Origin of the sequence: Bradyrhizobium nivariense (assembly GCF_029846695.2) — a bacterium.
In the GTDB taxonomy this organism is placed as follows: domain Bacteria; phylum Pseudomonadota; class Alphaproteobacteria; order Rhizobiales; family Xanthobacteraceae; genus Bradyrhizobium.
The window spans coordinates 113,615-131,703 of sequence record NZ_JARWCR020000014.1; the positions used below are offsets into that span (position 1 = coordinate 113,615).

At 63.9% G+C, this 18,089-nt stretch carries 19 protein-coding genes; 7 read left to right on the plus strand and 12 right to left on the minus strand.

Annotation, left to right across the window (positions count from 1 at the left end; genetic code table 11):
• Positions 1–69: 69 nt before the first annotated feature.
• A complete protein-coding gene (locus QCM77_RS14310) occupies positions 70–264 on the minus strand; it encodes a hypothetical protein (protein WP_279664179.1) in 195 nt (64 codons plus the stop codon).
• A gap of 97 nt (positions 265–361) precedes the next feature.
• Between QCM77_RS14310 and QCM77_RS14315 the strand changes: the two genes are divergently transcribed.
• On the plus strand, positions 362–874 hold the full coding sequence (locus QCM77_RS14315; protein WP_279664133.1) for a DUF4142 domain-containing protein: 513 nt from the start codon (positions 362–364) through the stop codon (positions 872–874).
• An 8-nt stretch (positions 875–882) separates the two neighbouring features.
• Here the strand turns inward: QCM77_RS14315 and QCM77_RS14320 are convergent, their stop codons facing one another.
• Complete coding sequence (locus QCM77_RS14320) at positions 883–1,179, minus strand: hypothetical protein (RefSeq protein WP_279664135.1); 297 nt, start codon at positions 1,177–1,179, stop codon at positions 883–885.
• Between the two features lie 357 nt (positions 1,180–1,536).
• Here QCM77_RS14320 and QCM77_RS14325 point away from each other — a divergent pair, with 357 nt between their 5' ends.
• Positions 1,537–7,827, plus strand: a complete 6,291-nt coding sequence (locus QCM77_RS14325) for a HAMP domain-containing protein (protein WP_279664136.1) — start codon at positions 1,537–1,539, stop codon at positions 7,825–7,827.
• 13 nt (positions 7,828–7,840) lie between these two features.
• Positions 7,841–9,331, plus strand: coding sequence for an HWE histidine kinase domain-containing protein (locus QCM77_RS14330; protein WP_279664137.1), 1,491 nt, complete (start codon positions 7,841–7,843; stop codon positions 9,329–9,331).
• Here the strand turns inward: QCM77_RS14330 and QCM77_RS14335 are convergent.
• Positions 9,328–9,690, minus strand: coding sequence for a hypothetical protein (locus QCM77_RS14335; RefSeq protein ID WP_279664138.1), 363 nt, complete (start codon positions 9,688–9,690; stop codon positions 9,328–9,330). The two genes, QCM77_RS14330 and QCM77_RS14335, sit on opposite strands and share 4 nt — an antisense overlap.
• Here QCM77_RS14335 and QCM77_RS14340 point away from each other — a divergent pair.
• Entirely contained in the window at positions 9,689–9,946 is a 258-nt protein-coding gene (locus QCM77_RS14340) for a hypothetical protein (protein ID WP_279664139.1), read from the plus strand. The genes QCM77_RS14335 and QCM77_RS14340 overlap by 2 nt on opposite strands.
• Before the next feature lie 95 nt (positions 9,947–10,041).
• The gene (locus tag QCM77_RS14345; protein ID WP_279664140.1) at positions 10,042–10,284 is read left to right on the plus strand and encodes a hypothetical protein; all 243 of its coding nucleotides are present in this window, start codon (positions 10,042–10,044) and stop codon (positions 10,282–10,284) included.
• A gap of 136 nt (positions 10,285–10,420) precedes the next feature.
• Here QCM77_RS14345 and QCM77_RS14350 read toward each other — a convergent pair whose 3' ends face one another.
• Positions 10,421–10,630, minus strand: a complete 210-nt coding sequence (locus QCM77_RS14350; protein WP_279664141.1) for a hypothetical protein — start codon at positions 10,628–10,630, stop codon at positions 10,421–10,423.
• Between the two features lie 17 nt (positions 10,631–10,647).
• On the minus strand, positions 10,648–10,869 hold the full coding sequence (locus QCM77_RS14355) for a hypothetical protein (RefSeq protein WP_279664142.1): 222 nt from the start codon (positions 10,867–10,869) through the stop codon (positions 10,648–10,650).
• A 115-nt stretch (positions 10,870–10,984) separates the two neighbouring features.
• On the opposite strand from QCM77_RS14355, the gene QCM77_RS14360 reads away from it, so the two are divergent.
• Both QCM77_RS14360 and QCM77_RS14365 read left to right on the plus strand, forming a co-directional pair.
• Positions 10,985–11,179 carry a DUF3072 domain-containing protein gene (locus QCM77_RS14360; RefSeq protein WP_279664145.1) on the plus strand — a complete coding sequence of 65 codons (195 nt, stop codon included), beginning with the start codon at positions 10,985–10,987 and terminating at the stop codon, positions 11,177–11,179.
• A gap of 87 nt (positions 11,180–11,266) precedes the next feature.
• On the plus strand, positions 11,267–11,584 hold the full coding sequence (locus QCM77_RS14365) for a DUF6496 domain-containing protein (RefSeq protein ID WP_279664146.1): 318 nt from the start codon (positions 11,267–11,269) through the stop codon (positions 11,582–11,584).
• Positions 11,585–11,590: 6 nt separating this feature from the next.
• On the opposite strand, the gene QCM77_RS14370 is transcribed toward QCM77_RS14365, so the two are convergent.
• The 7 genes from QCM77_RS14370 to QCM77_RS14400 all read right to left on the minus strand — a co-directional run bounded on the left by QCM77_RS14370 (position 11,591) and on the right by QCM77_RS14400 (position 18,062).
• Positions 11,591–11,953 (minus strand): hypothetical protein, encoded by a 363-nt coding sequence (locus tag QCM77_RS14370; protein ID WP_279664147.1) that lies wholly within the window; start codon positions 11,951–11,953, stop codon positions 11,591–11,593.
• Positions 11,954–12,223: 270 nt separating this feature from the next.
• Entirely contained in the window at positions 12,224–13,759 is a 1,536-nt protein-coding gene (locus tag QCM77_RS14375) for a Do family serine endopeptidase (protein WP_279664148.1), read from the minus strand.
• Between the two features lie 206 nt (positions 13,760–13,965).
• The gene (locus QCM77_RS14380; RefSeq protein WP_279664149.1) at positions 13,966–14,178 is read right to left on the minus strand and encodes a hypothetical protein; all 213 of its coding nucleotides are present in this window, start codon (positions 14,176–14,178) and stop codon (positions 13,966–13,968) included.
• Between the two features lie 209 nt (positions 14,179–14,387).
• The gene (gene rpe / locus QCM77_RS14385; protein WP_279664151.1) at positions 14,388–15,152 is read right to left on the minus strand and encodes a ribulose-phosphate 3-epimerase; all 765 of its coding nucleotides are present in this window, start codon (positions 15,150–15,152) and stop codon (positions 14,388–14,390) included.
• The gene (gene cbbX / locus QCM77_RS14390) at positions 15,149–16,084 is read right to left on the minus strand and encodes a CbbX protein (protein ID WP_279664153.1); all 936 of its coding nucleotides are present in this window, start codon (positions 16,082–16,084) and stop codon (positions 15,149–15,151) included. The genes rpe and cbbX overlap by 4 nt, the downstream gene beginning before the upstream one ends.
• A 98-nt stretch (positions 16,085–16,182) precedes the next feature.
• Positions 16,183–16,590 carry a ribulose bisphosphate carboxylase small subunit gene (locus tag QCM77_RS14395; RefSeq protein WP_279664154.1) on the minus strand — a complete coding sequence of 136 codons (408 nt, stop codon included), beginning with the start codon at positions 16,588–16,590 and terminating at the stop codon, positions 16,183–16,185.
• Between the two features lie 11 nt (positions 16,591–16,601).
• Complete coding sequence (locus QCM77_RS14400) at positions 16,602–18,062, minus strand: form I ribulose bisphosphate carboxylase large subunit (protein WP_279664155.1); 1,461 nt, start codon at positions 18,060–18,062, stop codon at positions 16,602–16,604.
• Positions 18,063–18,089: the final 27 nt, after the last annotated feature.

Consider the following 18,089-nt stretch of genomic DNA (forward strand, 5'->3'; position numbering starts at 1 on the left):
GAATAATCCTGAATTGATCGCTTGCATTCCGTGAGCGGCCTCACACGCAGATTCACGAAAACGAGAGCGTCACGCATCCTGCTTTCGAGGGGTGCGAACCGCAACGGGCGGGACCTCGCCGTCGAGCCAGTCCTGCTCGTTCGCGAGCGCCGTCCATGCCTCCGCCATGCGCGAAAAGCGTTTGTGAGCCGGCTGTCCTTCGGCCCGCTCGGCGAGCTGAAGGCAATTGTCGGCGTTATCCCTGAAAATATCAGACTGTTTCATCAACAACAAATTAGGGACGGAACCTTCGCGCCGCAACCGCCCTTACCGGATCGTAACATCTTGCGGAACTTCGCCTGCCATCCGCCATTGGATATGCATGCGGATTCTTGTCGCGATAGCCCTGGCCTTCATCAGCACTGCGGCGCTTGCCGACAGCACCGGCGAGCGCAGGCCGGGCGGCCGAGCGCCGACCGCAACCGAGATCATCAGCGACCTCTACACGTTCAGCCGCTTCCAGCAGGTCCTGCTGGAGAGCACCGACCTGAAAGGCAATGCCGAGGTCAAGAACCTCGCCGCCCTGCGTGCCGAAGAAGCGGTCCAGCGCGACAAGGCCCTGAAGCAGATTCAGGAAGCGATCGGCACTGAACCGCGCGTCGCCAAGACGACCCCCGCGAGTGCGAGCCTCGTCCAGCCCTGGGCCTCGGACGGGCCGACTTACGTCAGAAGCTTCTATGCCGCGCAGATCCCCGAGTATGAATCGGTCATCGACCTGCTCGAATGCTATCTCAAGGCGCCCGACAATGCCGCGCTTGCAGCGTTCGCGCGTGAGCAGCTTCCGATGTTGCGCTCGCAGGTCAGGGACGCCGAGCGCACCATGGCGGACAAGTAGGCCCCCCTTTACTTGTCGTTCGGGTGACGTTGCTGGCTCTCCGGCCGAACAGTGCGGTTGCTCTCCGGCATCATGTCCCGGCCTGCATCCCCATTGTCATCCTTGCCGCCCGAGCTCGAGGTGCCGCTACCGCTGGGGTTCGACCGGGTCGACGTACCCGTGGTCGGCGTATCCGCATGTGGGGTGGCGGAGCTTGCGGCGGGATCGCCGGTCGCGGCGCCGCGACCGCTGGGCGCACCGCCTTGCGCGAACGCCGATCCGGCAAACAACATCACGGTCACGATGACGGCAAATGCTGCTTTCATATGCGCTCTCCCTGGATTTGCGGGCTAACGGCAGGGCCGTCGCTCCGTTCTGGAAGCCGATGGCCGAGTCCGGAAGCCAAGTCCCTGAAGCCAAGTCCCTGAAGCCAGGTCCCTGAAGCCAGGTCCCTGAAACCGGCACATGGAAACGTATCTTCCGTCCGTATCTTCCATCCGGAAAAATATTGGAACCGGACGGAACCATTCCAAATGGTCGCGATTGTATCACTTGGGCTGAACAAAGCAGGTTCCATTTCCTGGCGTCGCAACCTTGGCGCTTGATTTCGAATTGGGCTTGACGCTCTATTTTGATCATTGCGTCTTGCCTGGGATTCGGCCGATGCCTGCGGGGGAATCAATATGAGCGACCTCGATCCCGGAACTGCATCACGCTCCGGTCGTCGCGGCCCAAAGCCAAAGACCAACGGCATGTCGGAGCCGGATTCCCGGGCAGAATTGCTGCTCGCCCTCCAGGCCATGCGCAGCGGCGATTTCTCGGTGCGCATGAGCGGCGACTATCTCGGCATCGACGGCAAGATCGCCGACACTCTTAACGAAATCATCGCCGCAAACCAGCGCATGGCGCAGCAGCTCGAGCTGGTCGGCCAGGTGGTGGGCCGCGAGGGCAAGACGCGGCAGCGCGTGAAGTTCGGTCTCGCCTCCGGCTCCTGGGCCGACATGGAAGGATCGGTCAACACATTGATCGACGATCTGTTGTGGCCGACCCGCGAGGTGACGCGCGCGGTCGCAGCCGTGGCGCAAGGCGACCTGCTCCAGACCGTCAAGCTCGACGTCGATGGCCGCCCCCTGCGCGGCGAATTCCTGCAGTCGGCGACCATCGTCAACACCATGATCAAGCAGCTCGGCGTGTTCACCTCCGAGGTGACGCGCGTCGCGCGCGAGGTCGGCACCGAGGGCAAGCTCGGCGGACAGGCCCAGGTACCGGAAGTGACCGGCGTCTGGAAGGACCTGACCGAGAGCGTCAACTCGATGGCGAACAACCTGACCAATCAGGTTCGCAACATCGCCGAGGTGACGATCGCGGTCGCCAACGGAGACTTGTCCAAGAAGATCACCGTCGACGTCCGCGGCGAGATCCTTCAGCTCAAGGAAGCCATCAACACGATGGTGGACCAGCTCCGCTCCTTTGCCTCGGAAGTGACGCGCGTGGCGCGCGAGGTCGGCACCGACGGCAAGCTTGGCGGACAGGCGATCGTGCCGGGCGTCGCCGGCACCTGGAAGGACCTCACCGACAGCGTCAACGCGATGTGCGGCAACCTCACCGCACAGGTCCGCAACATCGCCAACGTGACCACCGCTGTGGCGCGCGGCGATCTGTCCCGCAAAATCACCGTGGACGTGCGCGGCGAAATCCTGGAGCTGAAAGACACCATCAACACCATGGTGGACCAGCTCAACTCGTTCGCCTCCGAAGTGACGCGCGTCGCCCGCGAGGTCGGCACCGAAGGCAAGCTCGGCGGCCAGGCCCAGGTGCCCGGTGTCGCCGGTACCTGGAAAGACCTCACCGACAACGTCAACTTCATGGCGTCGAACCTGACCGCGCAGGTCCGCAACATCGCCGACGTCGCCACCGCGATCGCGGGCGGCGATTTGTCGAAGAAGATCACGGTGAATGTGTCGGGCGAGATCCTTCAGCTGAAGGAAACGCTCAACACCATGGTCGACCAGCTCAACGCCTTTGCCGGCGAAGTCACGCGCGTCGCGCGCGAGGTCGGCACCGAGGGACGGCTCGGCGGCCAGGCCAACGTGCTCGGCGTCGCCGGCACCTGGAAGGACTTGACGGAAAGCGTCAACTCGATGGCGTCGAACCTGACAGCGCAGGTTCGCAACATCGCCGAGGTGACGACGGCGGTCGCCGGCGGCGATTTGTCGAAAAAGATCACCGTCGATGTCCGCGGCGAAATCCTGGAGCTGAAAGACACCATCAACACCATGGTGGACCAGCTCAACGCCTTCGCCGGCGAAGTCACGCGCGTCGCCCGCGAGGTCGGCACCGAAGGCAAGCTCGGCGGTCAGGCCCAGGTTCGCGGCGTCGCCGGCACATGGAAGGATTTGACGGACTCGGTCAACTCGATGGCCTCGAACCTGACCGGCCAGGTCCGTAACATCGCCGAAGTCGCGACCGCGGTCGCCAAGGGCGACTTGTCCAAGAAGATCACCGTCAACGTATCCGGCGAAATCCTTCAGCTGAAGGAGACGCTCAACACCATGGTCGACCAGCTCAACGCCTTTGCCGGCGAAGTCACGCGCGTCGCGCGCGAGGTCGGCACCGAAGGCAAGCTCGGCGGTCAGGCGCAGGTGCCGGGCGTCGCCGGCACCTGGAAGGACCTCACCGACAACGTCAACTCGATGGCGGGCAACCTCACCGCCCAGGTCCGCAACATCGCCGAGGTCGCGACCGCGATCGCCGGCGGCGACTTGTCGCGCAAGATCACGGTGGACGTGCGCGGCGAGATCCTCCAGCTCAAGGACACCCTCAACACGATGGTCGACCAGCTCAACCGCTTCGCGGGCGAGGTGACGCGCGTGGCGCGCGAGGTCGGCACCGAAGGCCGTCTCGGCGGCCAGGCCAACGTGCCCGGCGTCGCCGGCACCTGGAAGGACCTCACTGACAGCGTCAACTCGATGGCGGGCAACCTCACCGCCCAGGTCCGCAACATCGCCGAGGTGACGACCGCCGTGGCACGCGGCGATCTGTCCCGCAAGATCACCGTGGACGTGAAGGGAGAAATCCTGGAGCTGAAAAACACCATCAACACCATGGTGGACCAGCTCAACGGCTTTGCCGGCGAAGTGACGCGCGTGGCGCGCGAGGTCGGCACCGAAGGCAAGCTCGGCGGCCAGGCCGAGGTGCCCGGCGTTGCCGGCACCTGGAAGGACCTCACCGACAACGTCAACTTCATGGCCTCAAACCTCACCGCCCAGGTCCGCAACATCGCCGAGGTCGCGACCGCGATCGCCGGCGGCGACCTCTCGAAGAAGATCACGGTGGACGTGCGCGGCGAGATTTTGTTGCTCAAGGACACCTTGAACACCATGGTCGAGCAGCTCCGCTCCTTCGCGGCCGAAGTGACGCGCGTGGCGCGCGAGGTCGGCACCGAAGGCCGGCTCGGCGGCCAGGCCGTGGTCCCCGGCGTCGGCGGCACCTGGAAGGACCTCACCGACAACGTCAACCTCCTGGCCGCGAACCTCACGACGCAGGTCCGCAACATCGCCGAAGTCACCACCGCCGTGGCGCGCGGCGACCTCTCGCGCAAGATCACCGTGGACGTGAAGGGCGAAATCCTCGAGCTCAAGAACACCATCAACACCATGGTGGACCAGCTCAACGCGTTTGCCGGCGAAGTGACGCGCGTGGCGCGCGAGGTCGGCACCGAAGGCGAGCTCGGCGGTCAAGCCCAGGTGCCGGGCGTTGCCGGCACCTGGAAGGATCTCACCGACACCGTCAACTTCATGGCGGCGAACCTGACCGAGCAGGTCCGCGGCATCGTCAAAGTGGTGACCGCGGTCGCCAACGGCGACCTCAAGCAGAACCTGACGGTGAAATCGAAGGGCGAGGTCGCGGCGCTCGCCGACACCATCAACAACATGACCGAGACGCTCGCGACCTTCGCCGACCAGGTGACGTCGGTGGCGCGCGAGGTCGGCGTCGAAGGACGGCTGGGCGGCCAGGCCGACGTCCCCGGCGCCGCCGGAACCTGGAAGGACCTCACCGGCAACGTCAACCTGTTGGCGGCCAACCTCACCTCGCAGGTGCGCGCGATCGCAGAAGTCGCGACCGCCGTGACCAAGGGCGACCTCACACGGTCGATCCAGGTCGATGCCCGCGGCGAGGTCGCGGAGCTGAAAGACAACATCAACACGATGATCACGAACCTCCGTCTGACGACGGACGTGAACACCGAGCAGGACTGGCTGAAGACCAATCTTGCTAAATTCACCAACATGCTCCAGGGCCAGCGCGACCTCACCACCGTCGGCCGGCTGCTGCTCACCGAATTGTCGCCGCTGGTGAACGCCCATACCGGCGTGATCTATCAGGTCGAAAACGAGGATAGTCCGCAGCTTCTGCTGCTCGCTTCCTATGCCGGCGACGGCCTCTACCCCTATCAACGCGTACTTCCGATCGGCGACGGCTTGATCGGCCAATGTGCGCTCGACCGGCGCCCGCGCGTGGTCGCGGACATTCCCGCCGACGTGGTACCGATCAATTCGGCGCTGCTCCGCGTCGCACCGAAGAACCTCGTGGTGCTGCCTGTCCTGTTCGAGGGTCAGGTCAAGGCGGTGATCGAGCTCGGCTCGCTCACCTCGTTCACGACCTCGCAGATGACCTTCCTCGAGCAGCTCACCGACTCCATCGGCATCGTGCTCAACTCGATCGAGGCGACGATGCAGACCGAGGGCCTGCTCAAGCAATCGCAACAGCTCGCCGGCGAGCTCCAGACCCAGCAGCGCGAATTGCAGCAGACCAACGACCAGCTCGAACAGAAGGCGCAGCAGCTCGCCGAGCGCAATGTCGAAGTCGAGCGCAAGAACCAGGAGATCGAGCAGGCCCGCCGCGCACTGGAGGAAAAGGCGACCGAGCTTGCGCTCACCTCGAAGTACAAGTCCGAATTCCTCGCCAATATGAGCCACGAGCTGCGCACGCCGCTGAACTCGATCCTGATCCTCGGCCAGCAGCTCACCGACAATCCGGACGGCAACCTCACCGGCAAGCAAGTCGAATTCGCCCGCACCATCCACGGCGCCGGCACCGACCTGCTCAATCTCATCAGCGACATTCTCGATCTCTCCAAGATCGAGTCCGGCACCGTGACGGTCGACGCCGAGGAAATCCTGACTGCGAACCTGCTCGAGACCGTCGGGCGGCCGTTCCGTCACGAGGCGGAAAACCGCAACCTTTCGTTCAAGATCGACGTCGATCCGAATCTCGCGCGCAGCCTCGTCACCGACTCCAAGCGCCTACAGCAGGTTTTGAAGAACCTGCTCTCCAACGCCTTCAAGTTCACCGCCGAAGGCGAAGTGCGCCTGAAGGTCGCCGCCGCGATCGGCGGCTGGGGAACGGATCATCCCGTGCTCAACTCGGCGCCGGCCGTGATCGCATTCGAAGTGTCCGACACCGGCATCGGCATTCCCCTGGAGAAGCAGAAGCTGATCTTCGAGGCGTTTCAGCAAGCGGATGCCGGCACCAGCCGCAAATACGGCGGCACCGGCCTCGGCCTTGCGATCAGCCGTGAGCTGGCAAGCCTGCTCGGCGGCGAAATCCACCTGCGCAGCTTGCCGGGCAAGGGGTCGTGCTTCACGCTTTACCTGCCGCTGAAATATTCCGGCCCAACGCTCGCGCCCCGCGCTGCGCCCCAGCAACTCAGCCAGCCGCCGGCGCTGCAGCCCGCCGCGCCCGAACAGCAGCGCGTCATCGAGCAGCTTCCCGACGACCGGCTCAACCTCGAACCCGGCGACAGCATCCTCCTGATCGTCGAGGACGACCCGCATTACGCGCGCGTGCTGGTCGACCTCGCGCGCGACAAGGGATTCAAGGTGCTGGTCGCCGCACGCGGCGCGGAGGCGCTGGAGCTTGCAAAGCAGTACCAGCCAAGGGCCGTCTCGCTCGACGTGTTCCTGCCTGATATGCTCGGCTGGACCGTGCTGAGCCAGCTCAAGCACAATCCGCTGACCCGCCACATCCCCGTGCAGATCATCACGCTCGACGAGGATCGCCAGCATGCGCTGGCGCGCGGCGCCTTCTCCTTCGTCAACAAGCCGACGACGACCGAGGGCGTCTCGGCCGCGCTGACGCAGATCAAGGAATATGCGCGGCCGCGGCGCAAGCGGCTGCTGATCGTCGAGGACAACGAGGCCGAGCAGCTCTCGATCCGTGAGCTCCTGCATCACGACGATATCGAGATCGTGACGGCCGGCACCGGTGCCGACGCGCTTTCGATGCTGCGTGAGGCCCCCTGTGATTGCGTCGTGCTCGACCTGCGGCTGCCCGACATGAGCGGCTTCGAGGTGCTGGACCAGATCCGCAACGACGAGGCGCTGTCGAACGTCCCGGTCGTCGTCTTCACCGGCCGCGAGCTGTCGGCCGAGGAAGATGCGGAACTCCACACCATGGCGCGCAGCATCGTGGTCAAGGGCGTGGAATCGCCGGAGCGCCTGCTCGACGAGACCGCGCTGTTCCTGCACCGCGTGATCACGGAATTGCCGGTCGAGAAGCAGCGCATGCTCGAGAAGCTGAACAGTTCCGACGAGGACCTGATCGGCAAGACTGCGCTGCTCGTTGACGACGACGCCCGCAACATTTTCGCGCTGTCGAGCGTGCTGGAGCGGCGCGGCATGAAGGTGCTGACGGCGACCACCGGCAGGGAGGCGGTGACGCTGGTCGAATCCAATCCGGAGATCGCCATCGTGCTGATGGACATCATGATGCCGCAGATGGATGGCTATCAGACGATCGGCGTCATCCGTGAAAACCCGGTCTTCGCCCGTCTTCCGATCATCGCGTTGACGGCCAAGGCCATGAAGGGCGACCGCGAGAAATGCCTCGAGGCCGGCGCGTCCGACTACCTCGCCAAACCCGTCAACACCGATCAATTGCTGCTTGCAATCCGCATGTGGCTGCACCGTTGAGTTGGATGCCGGTATGGACCACGAAAAGGTCAACATCCTCCTCGTCGACGACCAGCCGGCCAAGCTGCTCGCCTATGAGGTGATCCTGAAGGATCTGGGCGAGAACCTCGTGATCGCCTCGTCCGGTCGCGAGGCTCTGGAGGTGCTGCTCAAGACCGAGATCGCGGTGATTCTGGTCGACGTCTGCATGCCCGAGCTCGACGGCTTCGAGCTCGCCGCGATGATCCGCGAGCACCCGCGCTTCCAGAAGACCGCGATGATCTTCATCTCGGCCATTCAAGTCAGCGACATCGACCGCCTGCGCGGTTACGAGATGGGCGCGGTCGACTACGTCCCGGTCCCGGTCGTGCCGGAGGTGCTGCGCGCCAAGGTCAAGGTGTTTGCCGAGCTCTACCGCAAGACGCGCGAGCTCGAACGGCTGAACCAGGATCTCGAGGACCGCGTGCGTGCACGTACCGCCGAGCTGGAGAATTCCACCGCAAAGCTGCGCGAGAGCGAAGAGCGGCGCAGCATGGCGATCGCCGCCGGCAAGATGGGCTCCTGGGATTGGGACTGGATCACCGGCGACTGGATGTGGGACGAGGGGCAGTATCGCATCTTTGGCGTTGGCCCGGAGAGCTTCGAGGTGAACCCGGCCAACGTTCAGGCGCTGTTGCATCCCGATGACGTCGATCAGTTGCGCAAGGCGATCGGCGAATTCAACAAGGGCACGCGCGCCTATGAAACGGAGTTCCGCATCGTGCGGCCTGACGGCGATGTGCGCTGGTGTGTCGGCACAGCCGCCGCCACGGCCGACGATAGCGGTCGGGTTGTGCGCGTCAGCGGCGTGACGGTGGACATCACCGAACGCAAGCGCGCCGAGGAGCGGCAGAATCTCCTGGCGCGGGAGGTCGATCATCGCGCCAAGAATGCGCTGGCGCTGGCGCAGTCGATCGTACGCCTCACCCGGGCCGACGAGGTCAAGGCCTATGTCAACGCTGTCGAGGGGCGCATCAATGCACTGGCGCGCGTGCATACGATCCTGTCGCTGTCGAGCTGGCAGGGCGCCGAACTCTCGAAGCTGATCGACGAGGAGCTTGCGCCCTATTCCCTCGGCGGCCAGATCAAATTGGCAGGGACCGAAGTTCAGTTGCTGCCGGCGACCGCCCAGACGCTGGCGCTGGCGCTGCATGAGCTTTTCACCAACTCGGCGAAGTATGGCGCGCTCTCGACGCGGTCGGGACGGCTCGCGATCGGCTGGCAGGTCGAGGACGAGCTGCTCACGTTAACCTGGGAGGAGTCCGGCGGCCCGCTTGTCGGGCCCCCGAAATCCCGCGGCTTCGGTACGCGGAGCTTGCTTGCGAGCGTCGAGTCCCAGCTCGGTGGACGGGCGCATTTCGATTGGCGTGCCGAGGGCCTGTTGTGCCGCCTGGAGGTGCCGTTGATCCGCAAGACTGCCGCGACAGCCGCACCCGGCAAATTCGAAGCCGCCAGCTCCGCCGAATTGCAGCGGGCATCCGGTTAACCGGACGCCGCACCCTTCATGCGTTGCGTCGTCCGCGGTTCGCGCGCGACGCGCCCTTCGAGCCAGGCTTCCGTTTGGGCGAGATCGCGTAGCGCCTTGGCATAGCGGCGCGCCGCGCTTCGCTCCGCGCCGCGCGGCAGCTTGCGCGCTTTGCTCAGGATGTCCGCGGCGGCGTTGCGATAGGCCAGCGAGCGGTAAAGAAAGACCACCTTACCCATATCGAATGTTCCCATGTTGCAGCGTTCATCCTCGCAGGCCCGGCATGAACATCGGATGAAGCGGGCAATGACAATTCCTTCATCTGGATGGAACCGGCGGGTGTCCCACGCGTTGCATGCCAGATCGGGATAGAGTTCCATGCGCGCGAAAAAGTCGTCGGACCTGATCTCTCCCACCGGCCTCGTCAAGCTGATGACGCACGCGATGATGGGCGCAGCCCTCGGCCTCGCTTTCAGCCTCGTGCTCGTTCTGACCAATCCAGCCGTCGCCAACCTGCTGAGTGACGGCGGAAGTCAGGCCGTTGTCGTTTTCGCCCTCAAATTGATGACGACGTTCGCGATCGGCGCGACACTCACCGGCGTCGTATTCATTCTCGCAGAAGACAAGCAATCTTGAAGGATGCGTGACGCACGAGAGCTTTTTTGTTCGGAACTCCTGCGTCGAACGGCGGTTGGCTGCCTGCGTCAATTTAACCCAGGGAGTTCCCGCGCATGAAGACGACCAAGCTCGCTCTCGCCGTGATGTTGGCAACCGGCCTCGCTGCCGCACCGTTCGCCGCGGAGGCCAAGTCGCACAAGGCGAAACATGAATCCTCGACCTCGTCCTCGCAGACGACAGGCGCCAACACGAAATCCAAGGGCGCCGATCCCTCCGGTCAAGGCGGCTCCGGCCCCGGCTCCGACCAGGGCGGCACCATGACGAACAACAAGGGCGGCATGAGCAACACCAAGTAGCTGTTCGCCGAAATTCATGGAGGGCCCCGCCACCGCGGGGCCTTTTGCTTTGGGGTTCGACCGAACTCTTTCTCAGGCCGCTTCGTCAACATCCGGCATCCACCAGCCCGCATGTCGCCTTGCGCGCGCGCACGCTTCAAATGCGACGGTAGCCGGTGATGTTGGGATGACCGCCTGCGACATCTGATTTCACCAGATGATCCAGCTGTGCACGCTTGCGCGCGATCAGGAGTTGGGCCGCGGCGTCGTCGAGTCCCTCGCGTTGCAGCTGCCGGATGGCAGAGCCCAGTTCGAGAATCTCGCCGCGCAGTCTCAAGATCCGGTACGTCGCCGGATCTTCTTCCACGGCACGCTCCCAAACTCTCAGTGCCGCGCGAAGGCGCGCACGGAATTGCCGACTTTCTTCCCGGAACGAAGGCGCACCCTATCGCGGACATTCGGCAGGACATCGCCGCCCCCTGCAGCCTTCCATTCGCCGATCAGCAGATTGATTTTCCGGCGCAGATCCATCTGCGCAAGGGCCTTCTCTGTGCAGTCGCGATCGCGGTCGACGAACTCGCGCACGGACGCCTCGACATCGGCCATTTCCAGCCTCAAGGCGCTGATTTTACGTCGAATTTCGTTAATTCTGTTGTCCATGGCTTGTTAGAACAAAATAAGAACATATAGTCAAGTCAGGATTTCAGGACGGAGCAGCGACATGCAGGTTCAGGGTAAATACGACGCCAGGGTTTTCCTTACCGAGCAGATGACCCGGACACAGGGCCTCAGGCTGAAACGGTTGAGCGAAGAGACGTATCAACCCGCGCAATATGCGCGGGATCTGTCCTCCAGCGAGGCAGCACGGCGCATCCAGGTGCTGGAAGCGGAGATCGAGCTGGCGAATTCCTTCTAGGCTGCGTCGCGCATCTGGAACGTTGCGGGCCCGCTTTCGGAACCATGCCTGTTTTGGATGGTTCTCCCCGGCCAAGGGAGAACATGCATGGCACGCAAGGCAACGAAGCGCCGCTACTCGCGCAGCTCCGGCAGCGATGTCGAAAGCGAGATGAAACGCTACAAGAAGGGTACCGCGAAAAGCGGACGCGGCGGTCGAGGCGGACGCGTGAAGAGCCGCAAGCAGGCGATCGCGATCGGTCTGTCGAAGGCGCGCAAGAAGGGCAAGAAGGTCCCAAAGAAGGTCTCGAAGCGGAAGACTGCCAAGAAGGCATCCAAGAAAACGTCCAAGAAAAGTTCGAAGAAAACTTCGAAGAAAACGTCCAGGAAGACGTCGAAGCGCAAATCCTCCCAACGGTCGCGCTGACTTCAGTCAGATCATGCTGCCCGGCATGAAGCAGCGGATCGAAATCCCGAACGCGGTCTTCACCGGCCATACCATGGTGCGGCCGGCTCGATTCGGCTCAGTGATCACGGCTTCGTCCGGCACCTCGACCCACTCGCCGTCGAGGCGCACGCGATAATGTCCGTTGTGCGAGTCCCAGTCGGGATCAGCGACGGCAAATCCATCCGCATCCGAGCAGCACGGACCGAGATGGCTGCGCAGGCTGTCGAACCACGGCTTGAGGGGTGAGTCCGCGTAGCGGCCGTCGTCACGCCCGACAGCATTTCCACCCCACAGCACGAACGGCGCCACAAGCAGCGCACCTATCAGCGAGAGCTTCAATCGATCCATGTCGGCACCGATCAATGCGAACTACCGGCCAGCCGCTGAGTGGCGGCAAGTTCGAAGTTCCACGCTTGCAATCATCCCGGCGGCTTCGTTGCCGCCGAGTACATACGAGACCCGGAACTGTGATGAGCGAACACGGCTTTTTCGGACGAACCGGGTCATCCTCTCTGCCGTTAACGAGAATGTTATCGGCGGCCTCCGTGAATCCTGAAGGCGAACAGGAAAGGCGGCCCGGGGGCCGCCTTTTTGGATTTGCACCGATCGACGTTCGACTTATGCGAGCGGCACCGCGACGAACCGGGTCGCCTGCGCGCTTCTGACCTGCAGCAGTACGCTGCGCTTGCCGGACGATTTCGCCTGCGCCAGCTCCGAACGGACATCGCCGATGTTGGCGACGGCCTTGCCGCCGACATTGAGGATGACGTCGCCGGTCTGGATGCCGCGCTGCGCGGCCGGCCCCTGCGGATCAACTTCAGTGACGACGACCCCCTTCTGGCCGGCGCCCTGGACGTCGCCGGCCGGAGCCAGGCTGAGCCCGAGAAGCGGCGTGCCGGCATCCGGCTGCGCCTTGCCCTCGTCCGCGTTAGCCTGCCGCTCGTTCGGCAACTCGCCGAGCGCCAGCGTCACCGTCTTGCTGTCGCCCTTATGGACGACATCAAGCTTCACGGATGTGCCCGGCGCCAGGGTAGCGATGGTGCGGGCGAGATCGCGGGAGTCCTTGATCGCGGTGCCGTTGACGGCGGTGATGACGTCGCCCGCCTCGATGCCCGCCTTCGCCGCCGGGCTGCCGTCCTGCGGATTGTCGACGATCGCGCCGCGCGCCTCCTTGAGGCCGAGGCTGTCGGCGATTTCCGATGTCACCGGCTGCACCTGCACGCCGAGCCAGCCGCGTGTGACCGCGCCCTTGTCCTTCAACTGTGCGACGACGAGCTTTGCAGTCGAGGCCGGAATGTCGAAGCCGATGCCGACCGAGCCGCCGGAGGGCGAGAAGATCGCGGTGTTCACGCCGATCACGTTGCCGTTCATGTCGAAGGCCGGACCGCCGGAATTGCCCTTGTTGATCGGCGCGTCGATCTGGATGAAATCGTCATAGGGACCGTTGCCGATGTCGCGGCCGCTGGCCGAGACGATGCCGGCGGTCACGGTGCCGCCGAGCCCGAAGGGATTGCCGACGGCGACCACCCAGTCGCCGATGCGCGGCTTCTGGTCCGAGAATTTGACGAACGGAAAATCCTTCCTGCCCTCGACCTTGATCAGCGCAAGATCGGTCTTCGGATCGGTCCCGACCACCTTTGCGGTATAGATCGCGCCGTCGTCCATCGTCACCTGCACCGACGCGGCGTGGTCGACGACATGGTTGTTGGTCACGGCATAGCCGTCGGCGGAGATGAAGAAGCCGGAGCCCTCACCCGTGATCATCTGGTGGCGCTGGCGCGGCATGCCGTTCATGCCACCCGGACCACGGAAGCCGAATTGTCGTGAGAACTGGTCGAACGGCGCGTCTGCGTCCGAATCCATCCGGTTCTGTTGCAGCATCGCGCTGTTGTCGTTGTCCTGGTCAATCCTGACCCGCACCGAGATGACGGCGGGTTTGACCTTGCTGACGAGATCGCCGAAGCCCGGCAGTGTCGCGGCGGTCTCCGCGGCCTGGGCGGGCGCAATGAAGGAGGTCGCGCTGAACGGCGAAGAGCCGGGAGCAGTCGCCAGCAGGGCCACGCCAAGTGCGGCCGCGGTGCCGAGCAGCGCGAGCCGGCGCGGCCTCAGGATATTGCGGGACGTGGTGGTGTCGGAATTGACGCGGTCGTTCATGTCGATATGTCCATGTTGGGTAAGTCGCCTTGCACCCAACATGGCGGTCGCCACCTTACAGCGTCCCGTCCACGCAATTAAATCTTGGCAAAGAAGACACGATCGGAGGTCGGACGAAATGCTTCGAGCCGACGCGGTACCCGATGCGACGGACGACGACGCCCCGGTGCAAATGTCGCTTCAGCGGAAGCGGTACGCGTGCGCCGTCACGCCGCGGCAGGCCTCTCCCACCCCGGGGCCTCGACAGCGTCCTCGTCGTGTTGCGCATTGCACGCGTCGAAATGCGCCTTGAGTTCGACTTCGGCGAGATGTTCGAAATGTTCGGCCTGACCGAGCAGTTCCCAGTTCTGGAGCGGCCGGTAGGCGGCCTGCTGACGACAGAGGGACGCCAGCGCGCGGTAGCGACGTACGTTCTCCATGAGACCCTCCTCGCATTCACAGAGCTTATTGCCCTTATTTGCGTCAGGCCGATGGCGGTTATGCAAAAGATTTGCTGTGCCCCGCCCGCGCGCCAGACCCCGGTTGGTTCTAGGAAATGGGTATTCAGGCAAAAGTTCCAATCAGCGCGAACTCAGCGCTCGGAACCTGCCGCAGGCCAATGGCTAGGCGTAGAGGCGCCGCTCCACGGTCACGCCGACGAGGTCGAGATAGCGCTCGATCGGATGAGCGCGGTCTCGCCGAGACGCGTCGGCCTCCCGGAAACATCTTGCAACTTTGGAACTCTGCCGGCCTCCGCCGCGACGCGAATGGCCGCGATATTCGCGGCATAGTCCGCGCTGCTCTTGCCGCGAAACACGGCGGAACCCGCCACAAGCGTATCGGCACCTGCAGCGGCCACGGCAGCGGCGTTGTCGCGCGTGATGCCGCCGTCCACCTCGAGCCGGATCGGCCGGTCGCCGATCATGCTTCGAATGCGCCTGATCTTCTCGAGCTGGGACTCGAGAAAGGACTGGCCGCCAAAGCCCGGATTGACCGTCATCACCAGTACGAGGTCGAGACGATCGAGCACATATTCGATCGCGCTTTCGGAAGTAGCGGGACACAGGCTGACACCGGCTTTCTTGCCGAGCGCGCGGATGGCCTGAAGCGAGCGGTCGAGATGGACACCGGCTTCGGCATGCACCGTGATGACATCCGCTCCGGCCTTCGCGAATGCTTCGAGATAAGGATCGGCGGGCGCGATCATGAGATGCACGTCGAACATTTTCTTCGTCAGCGGCCGGATCGCCTTGATGACGTCGGCGCCATAGCTGATGTTCGGGACGAAATGCCCGTCCATGACGTCGCAATGAATCCAGTCGGCACCCGCCGCGTCGATCGCCGCGATCTCCTCGCCGAGGCGCGCAAAATCTGCAGCCAGGATCGAAGGCGCGATGAGGATTTCTCTCGTCATGGTTTCGCACTCCTCTGCGTGTCTGCACCGCCGCTGAAAACGCGGCTCGCCAGGACGTCGATGGGATCGATCGTTTCGAGGTCGGCGATATCGAGCGTGCGGTCGAGATCGGACACTAGGCGATCGGCCTGCCGCAGGCGGATGCGGTCGACGGCGTTGCGGATCGAGCGCGCATTTGAGAAGAACGGCTGGGTCCGGCGCAGCGCGACGTACTTCTCGAAGGCCTCGCGCGCCGCCGCCGAGAAGCGATAGCCCCGCTCCGTCAGCATAAGCTCGGCGATGACGAGCAGCTCGGCTTCCGCATAGTCCGGGAATTCGATGTGGTGCGCGATCCGCGAGCGGAACCCGGGATTGGAGGCGAAGAAGTTCGTCATCCGCTCGCCATAGCCGGCAAGGATGACGACGAGGTCCTCGCGCTGGTTCTCCATCACCTGGAGCAGAATCTCGATCGCCTCCTGGCCGTAGTCGCGCTCGTTATCCGGCCGGTGCAGATAATAGGCCTCGTCGATGAACAACACGCCGCCCATCGCCTTCTTCAGGATCTCTTTGGTCTTCGGCGCGGTGTGGCCGATATACTGGCCGACGAGATCGTCGCGCGTCACCGAGATCACCTGCCCGCGCCGCACGAAGCCGAGGCCGTGCAGGATCTTTGCCATGCGCAGCGCGACGGTCGTCTTGCCGGTGCCGGGATTGCCGGTAAACGACATGTGCAGCGTCGGCGGCGACGACGCCAATCCCGCACGCTGCCGGATGCGTTCGATCAACAAGAGCGACGCGATCTGGCGCACGCGGTTCTTCACCGGCTTCAATCCGATCAGCTCGCGCTCGAGCTGTTGCAGCGTGTCGGTGATGCCGGCCGCTTCGGCCTCCTTGCGGAGATCGAAATTGGTCTCGCCGGGCGCAGTGGTCATTGCGTGGGGAACATCCAGCATCGGCACCTCGAAGAAAAGGGCTTCGCCGCGAGGGAGCGGCGAAGCAGTGGTCCGCCAAGGAAACGGAGCAGGGAGTGCTCCGCGCGGAGGAGGATGACTTAGGTTGGCGCGTGCGCGGGCTGCCGGCGCACGGTGGTGTAGCGGATCGCACGCCCCCCCACCTCCTGCCGCACCAGATCGAACTCGGCCTCCTGCGGCGGCCGGTTGACGATGAACGAGATCCGCACCGATTCCCAACCATGGCTGGAGTCGAAGCCGCTGAGGCGGATGTAGCGGTCGCCATACACTCTGCGGCATTCGGCGAGCTCCATCATCACGCCGGCGGCGTCCTGGAGATCGAACATCGGCAGGCCCCACATCTCCCAATAGGTGTTGCGAGGATGCGGATCGTCGGTGAACTCGATGTTCACCGCCCAACCTTTGGTGAGACAATACTGCACCTGCTTGGTGATCTGATCGTCGGTCAGATCGGGCAGGAACGAGAAACAGCCTTGGGTCAGCTTCATGTCAAATCTCCTCAAACGGTTTCGAGCGCGGTCGGCACGAAGTCCGGCGTGTCGGTGGATTCATAGTTGAAGGTGACGTCCTTCCAGACCTCGAGCGCAGCTTTCAGCGGCGTGCAGGTCTCGGCCGCCCTGGCCAGGATCTCCGGACCTTCATGGACGTAGTCACGGCCCTCGTTGCGGGCGAGGATCATCGCTTCCAGCGCCACGCGGTTGGCGATCGCGCCGGCCGCGATGCCCATGGGATGGCCGATGGTGCCGCCGCCGAATTGCAGCACGACGTCCTCGCCGAGCAGGTCGAGCAGCTGGTGCATCTGCCCGGCATGGATGCCGCCGGAAGCGACCGGCATCATCTTGTTCAGGCTCGCCCAGGACTGGTCGAAGAACAGGCCATGTTCGAGCCTGGTCGGGTTGAAGTCTTCGCGGCAGACATCGTAATAGCCGCGCGTGGTGTTGGGATCGCCTTCGAGCTTGCCGACCACCGTGCCGGCATGGATGTGGTCGACGCCGGCGAGCCGCATCCACTTGGCGATGACGCGGAACGACACGCCGTGGCTCTTCTGCCGCGTATAGGTCGAGTGACCGGCGCGGTGCAGATGCAGGATCATGTCATTGCGCCGCGCCCATTTCGCCATGGACTGGATCGCGGTGTAGCCGATCACGAGGTCGATCATGACGATGCACGACCCGAGCTCCTTCGCGAACTCGGCGCGCTCGTACATGTCCTCCATCGTCCCCGCGGTGATGTTCAGGTAGGTGCCCTTCGCCTCACCGGAGGCCGCCTGTGCGCGGTTCACCGCCTCCATGCAATAGAGGAAGCGGTCGCGCCAGTGCATGAAGGGCTGCGAGTTGATGTTCTCGTCGTCCTTGGTGAAGTCGAGCCCGCCTTTGAGCGCTTCGTAGACGACGCGGCCGTAATTGCGGCCCGAAAGCCCGAGCTTCGGCTTCACGGTTGCGCCCAGCAGCGGCCGGCCGAACTTGTCGAGCCGCTCGCGCTCGACCACGATACCCGTCGCCGGTCCCTGGAACGTCTTCACATAAGCGACCGGGAAACGCATGTCCTCCAGCCGCAACGCCTTCAACGGCTTGAAGCCGAACACGTTACCGATGATCGAGGCCGACAGGTTGGCGATCGAGCCCGGCTCGAACAGGTCGAGGTCATAGGCGATGTAGGCGAAATACGAGCCTGGCGTGCCCGGCACCGGATCGACGCGGTAGCATTTCGCGCGATACTTCTCGGCGGCGGTCAGCCGATCGGTCCACACCACCGTCCAGGTCGCCGTCGAGGATTCACCGGCAACTGCGGCCGACGCCTCGATCGGGTCGACGCCCTCCTGCGGCGTGACACGGAAGAGCGCGATGACGTCGGTGTCCTTTGGCACATAGTCGGGCTCCCAATAGCCCATGCGCTTGTATTCCATCACGCCCGAACGATATCTTTCCTTGCCGCGGACGGTTCCTGCGTGTGCATTCATGGCTCTCTCCTGCTCTTCTCTCTCTGA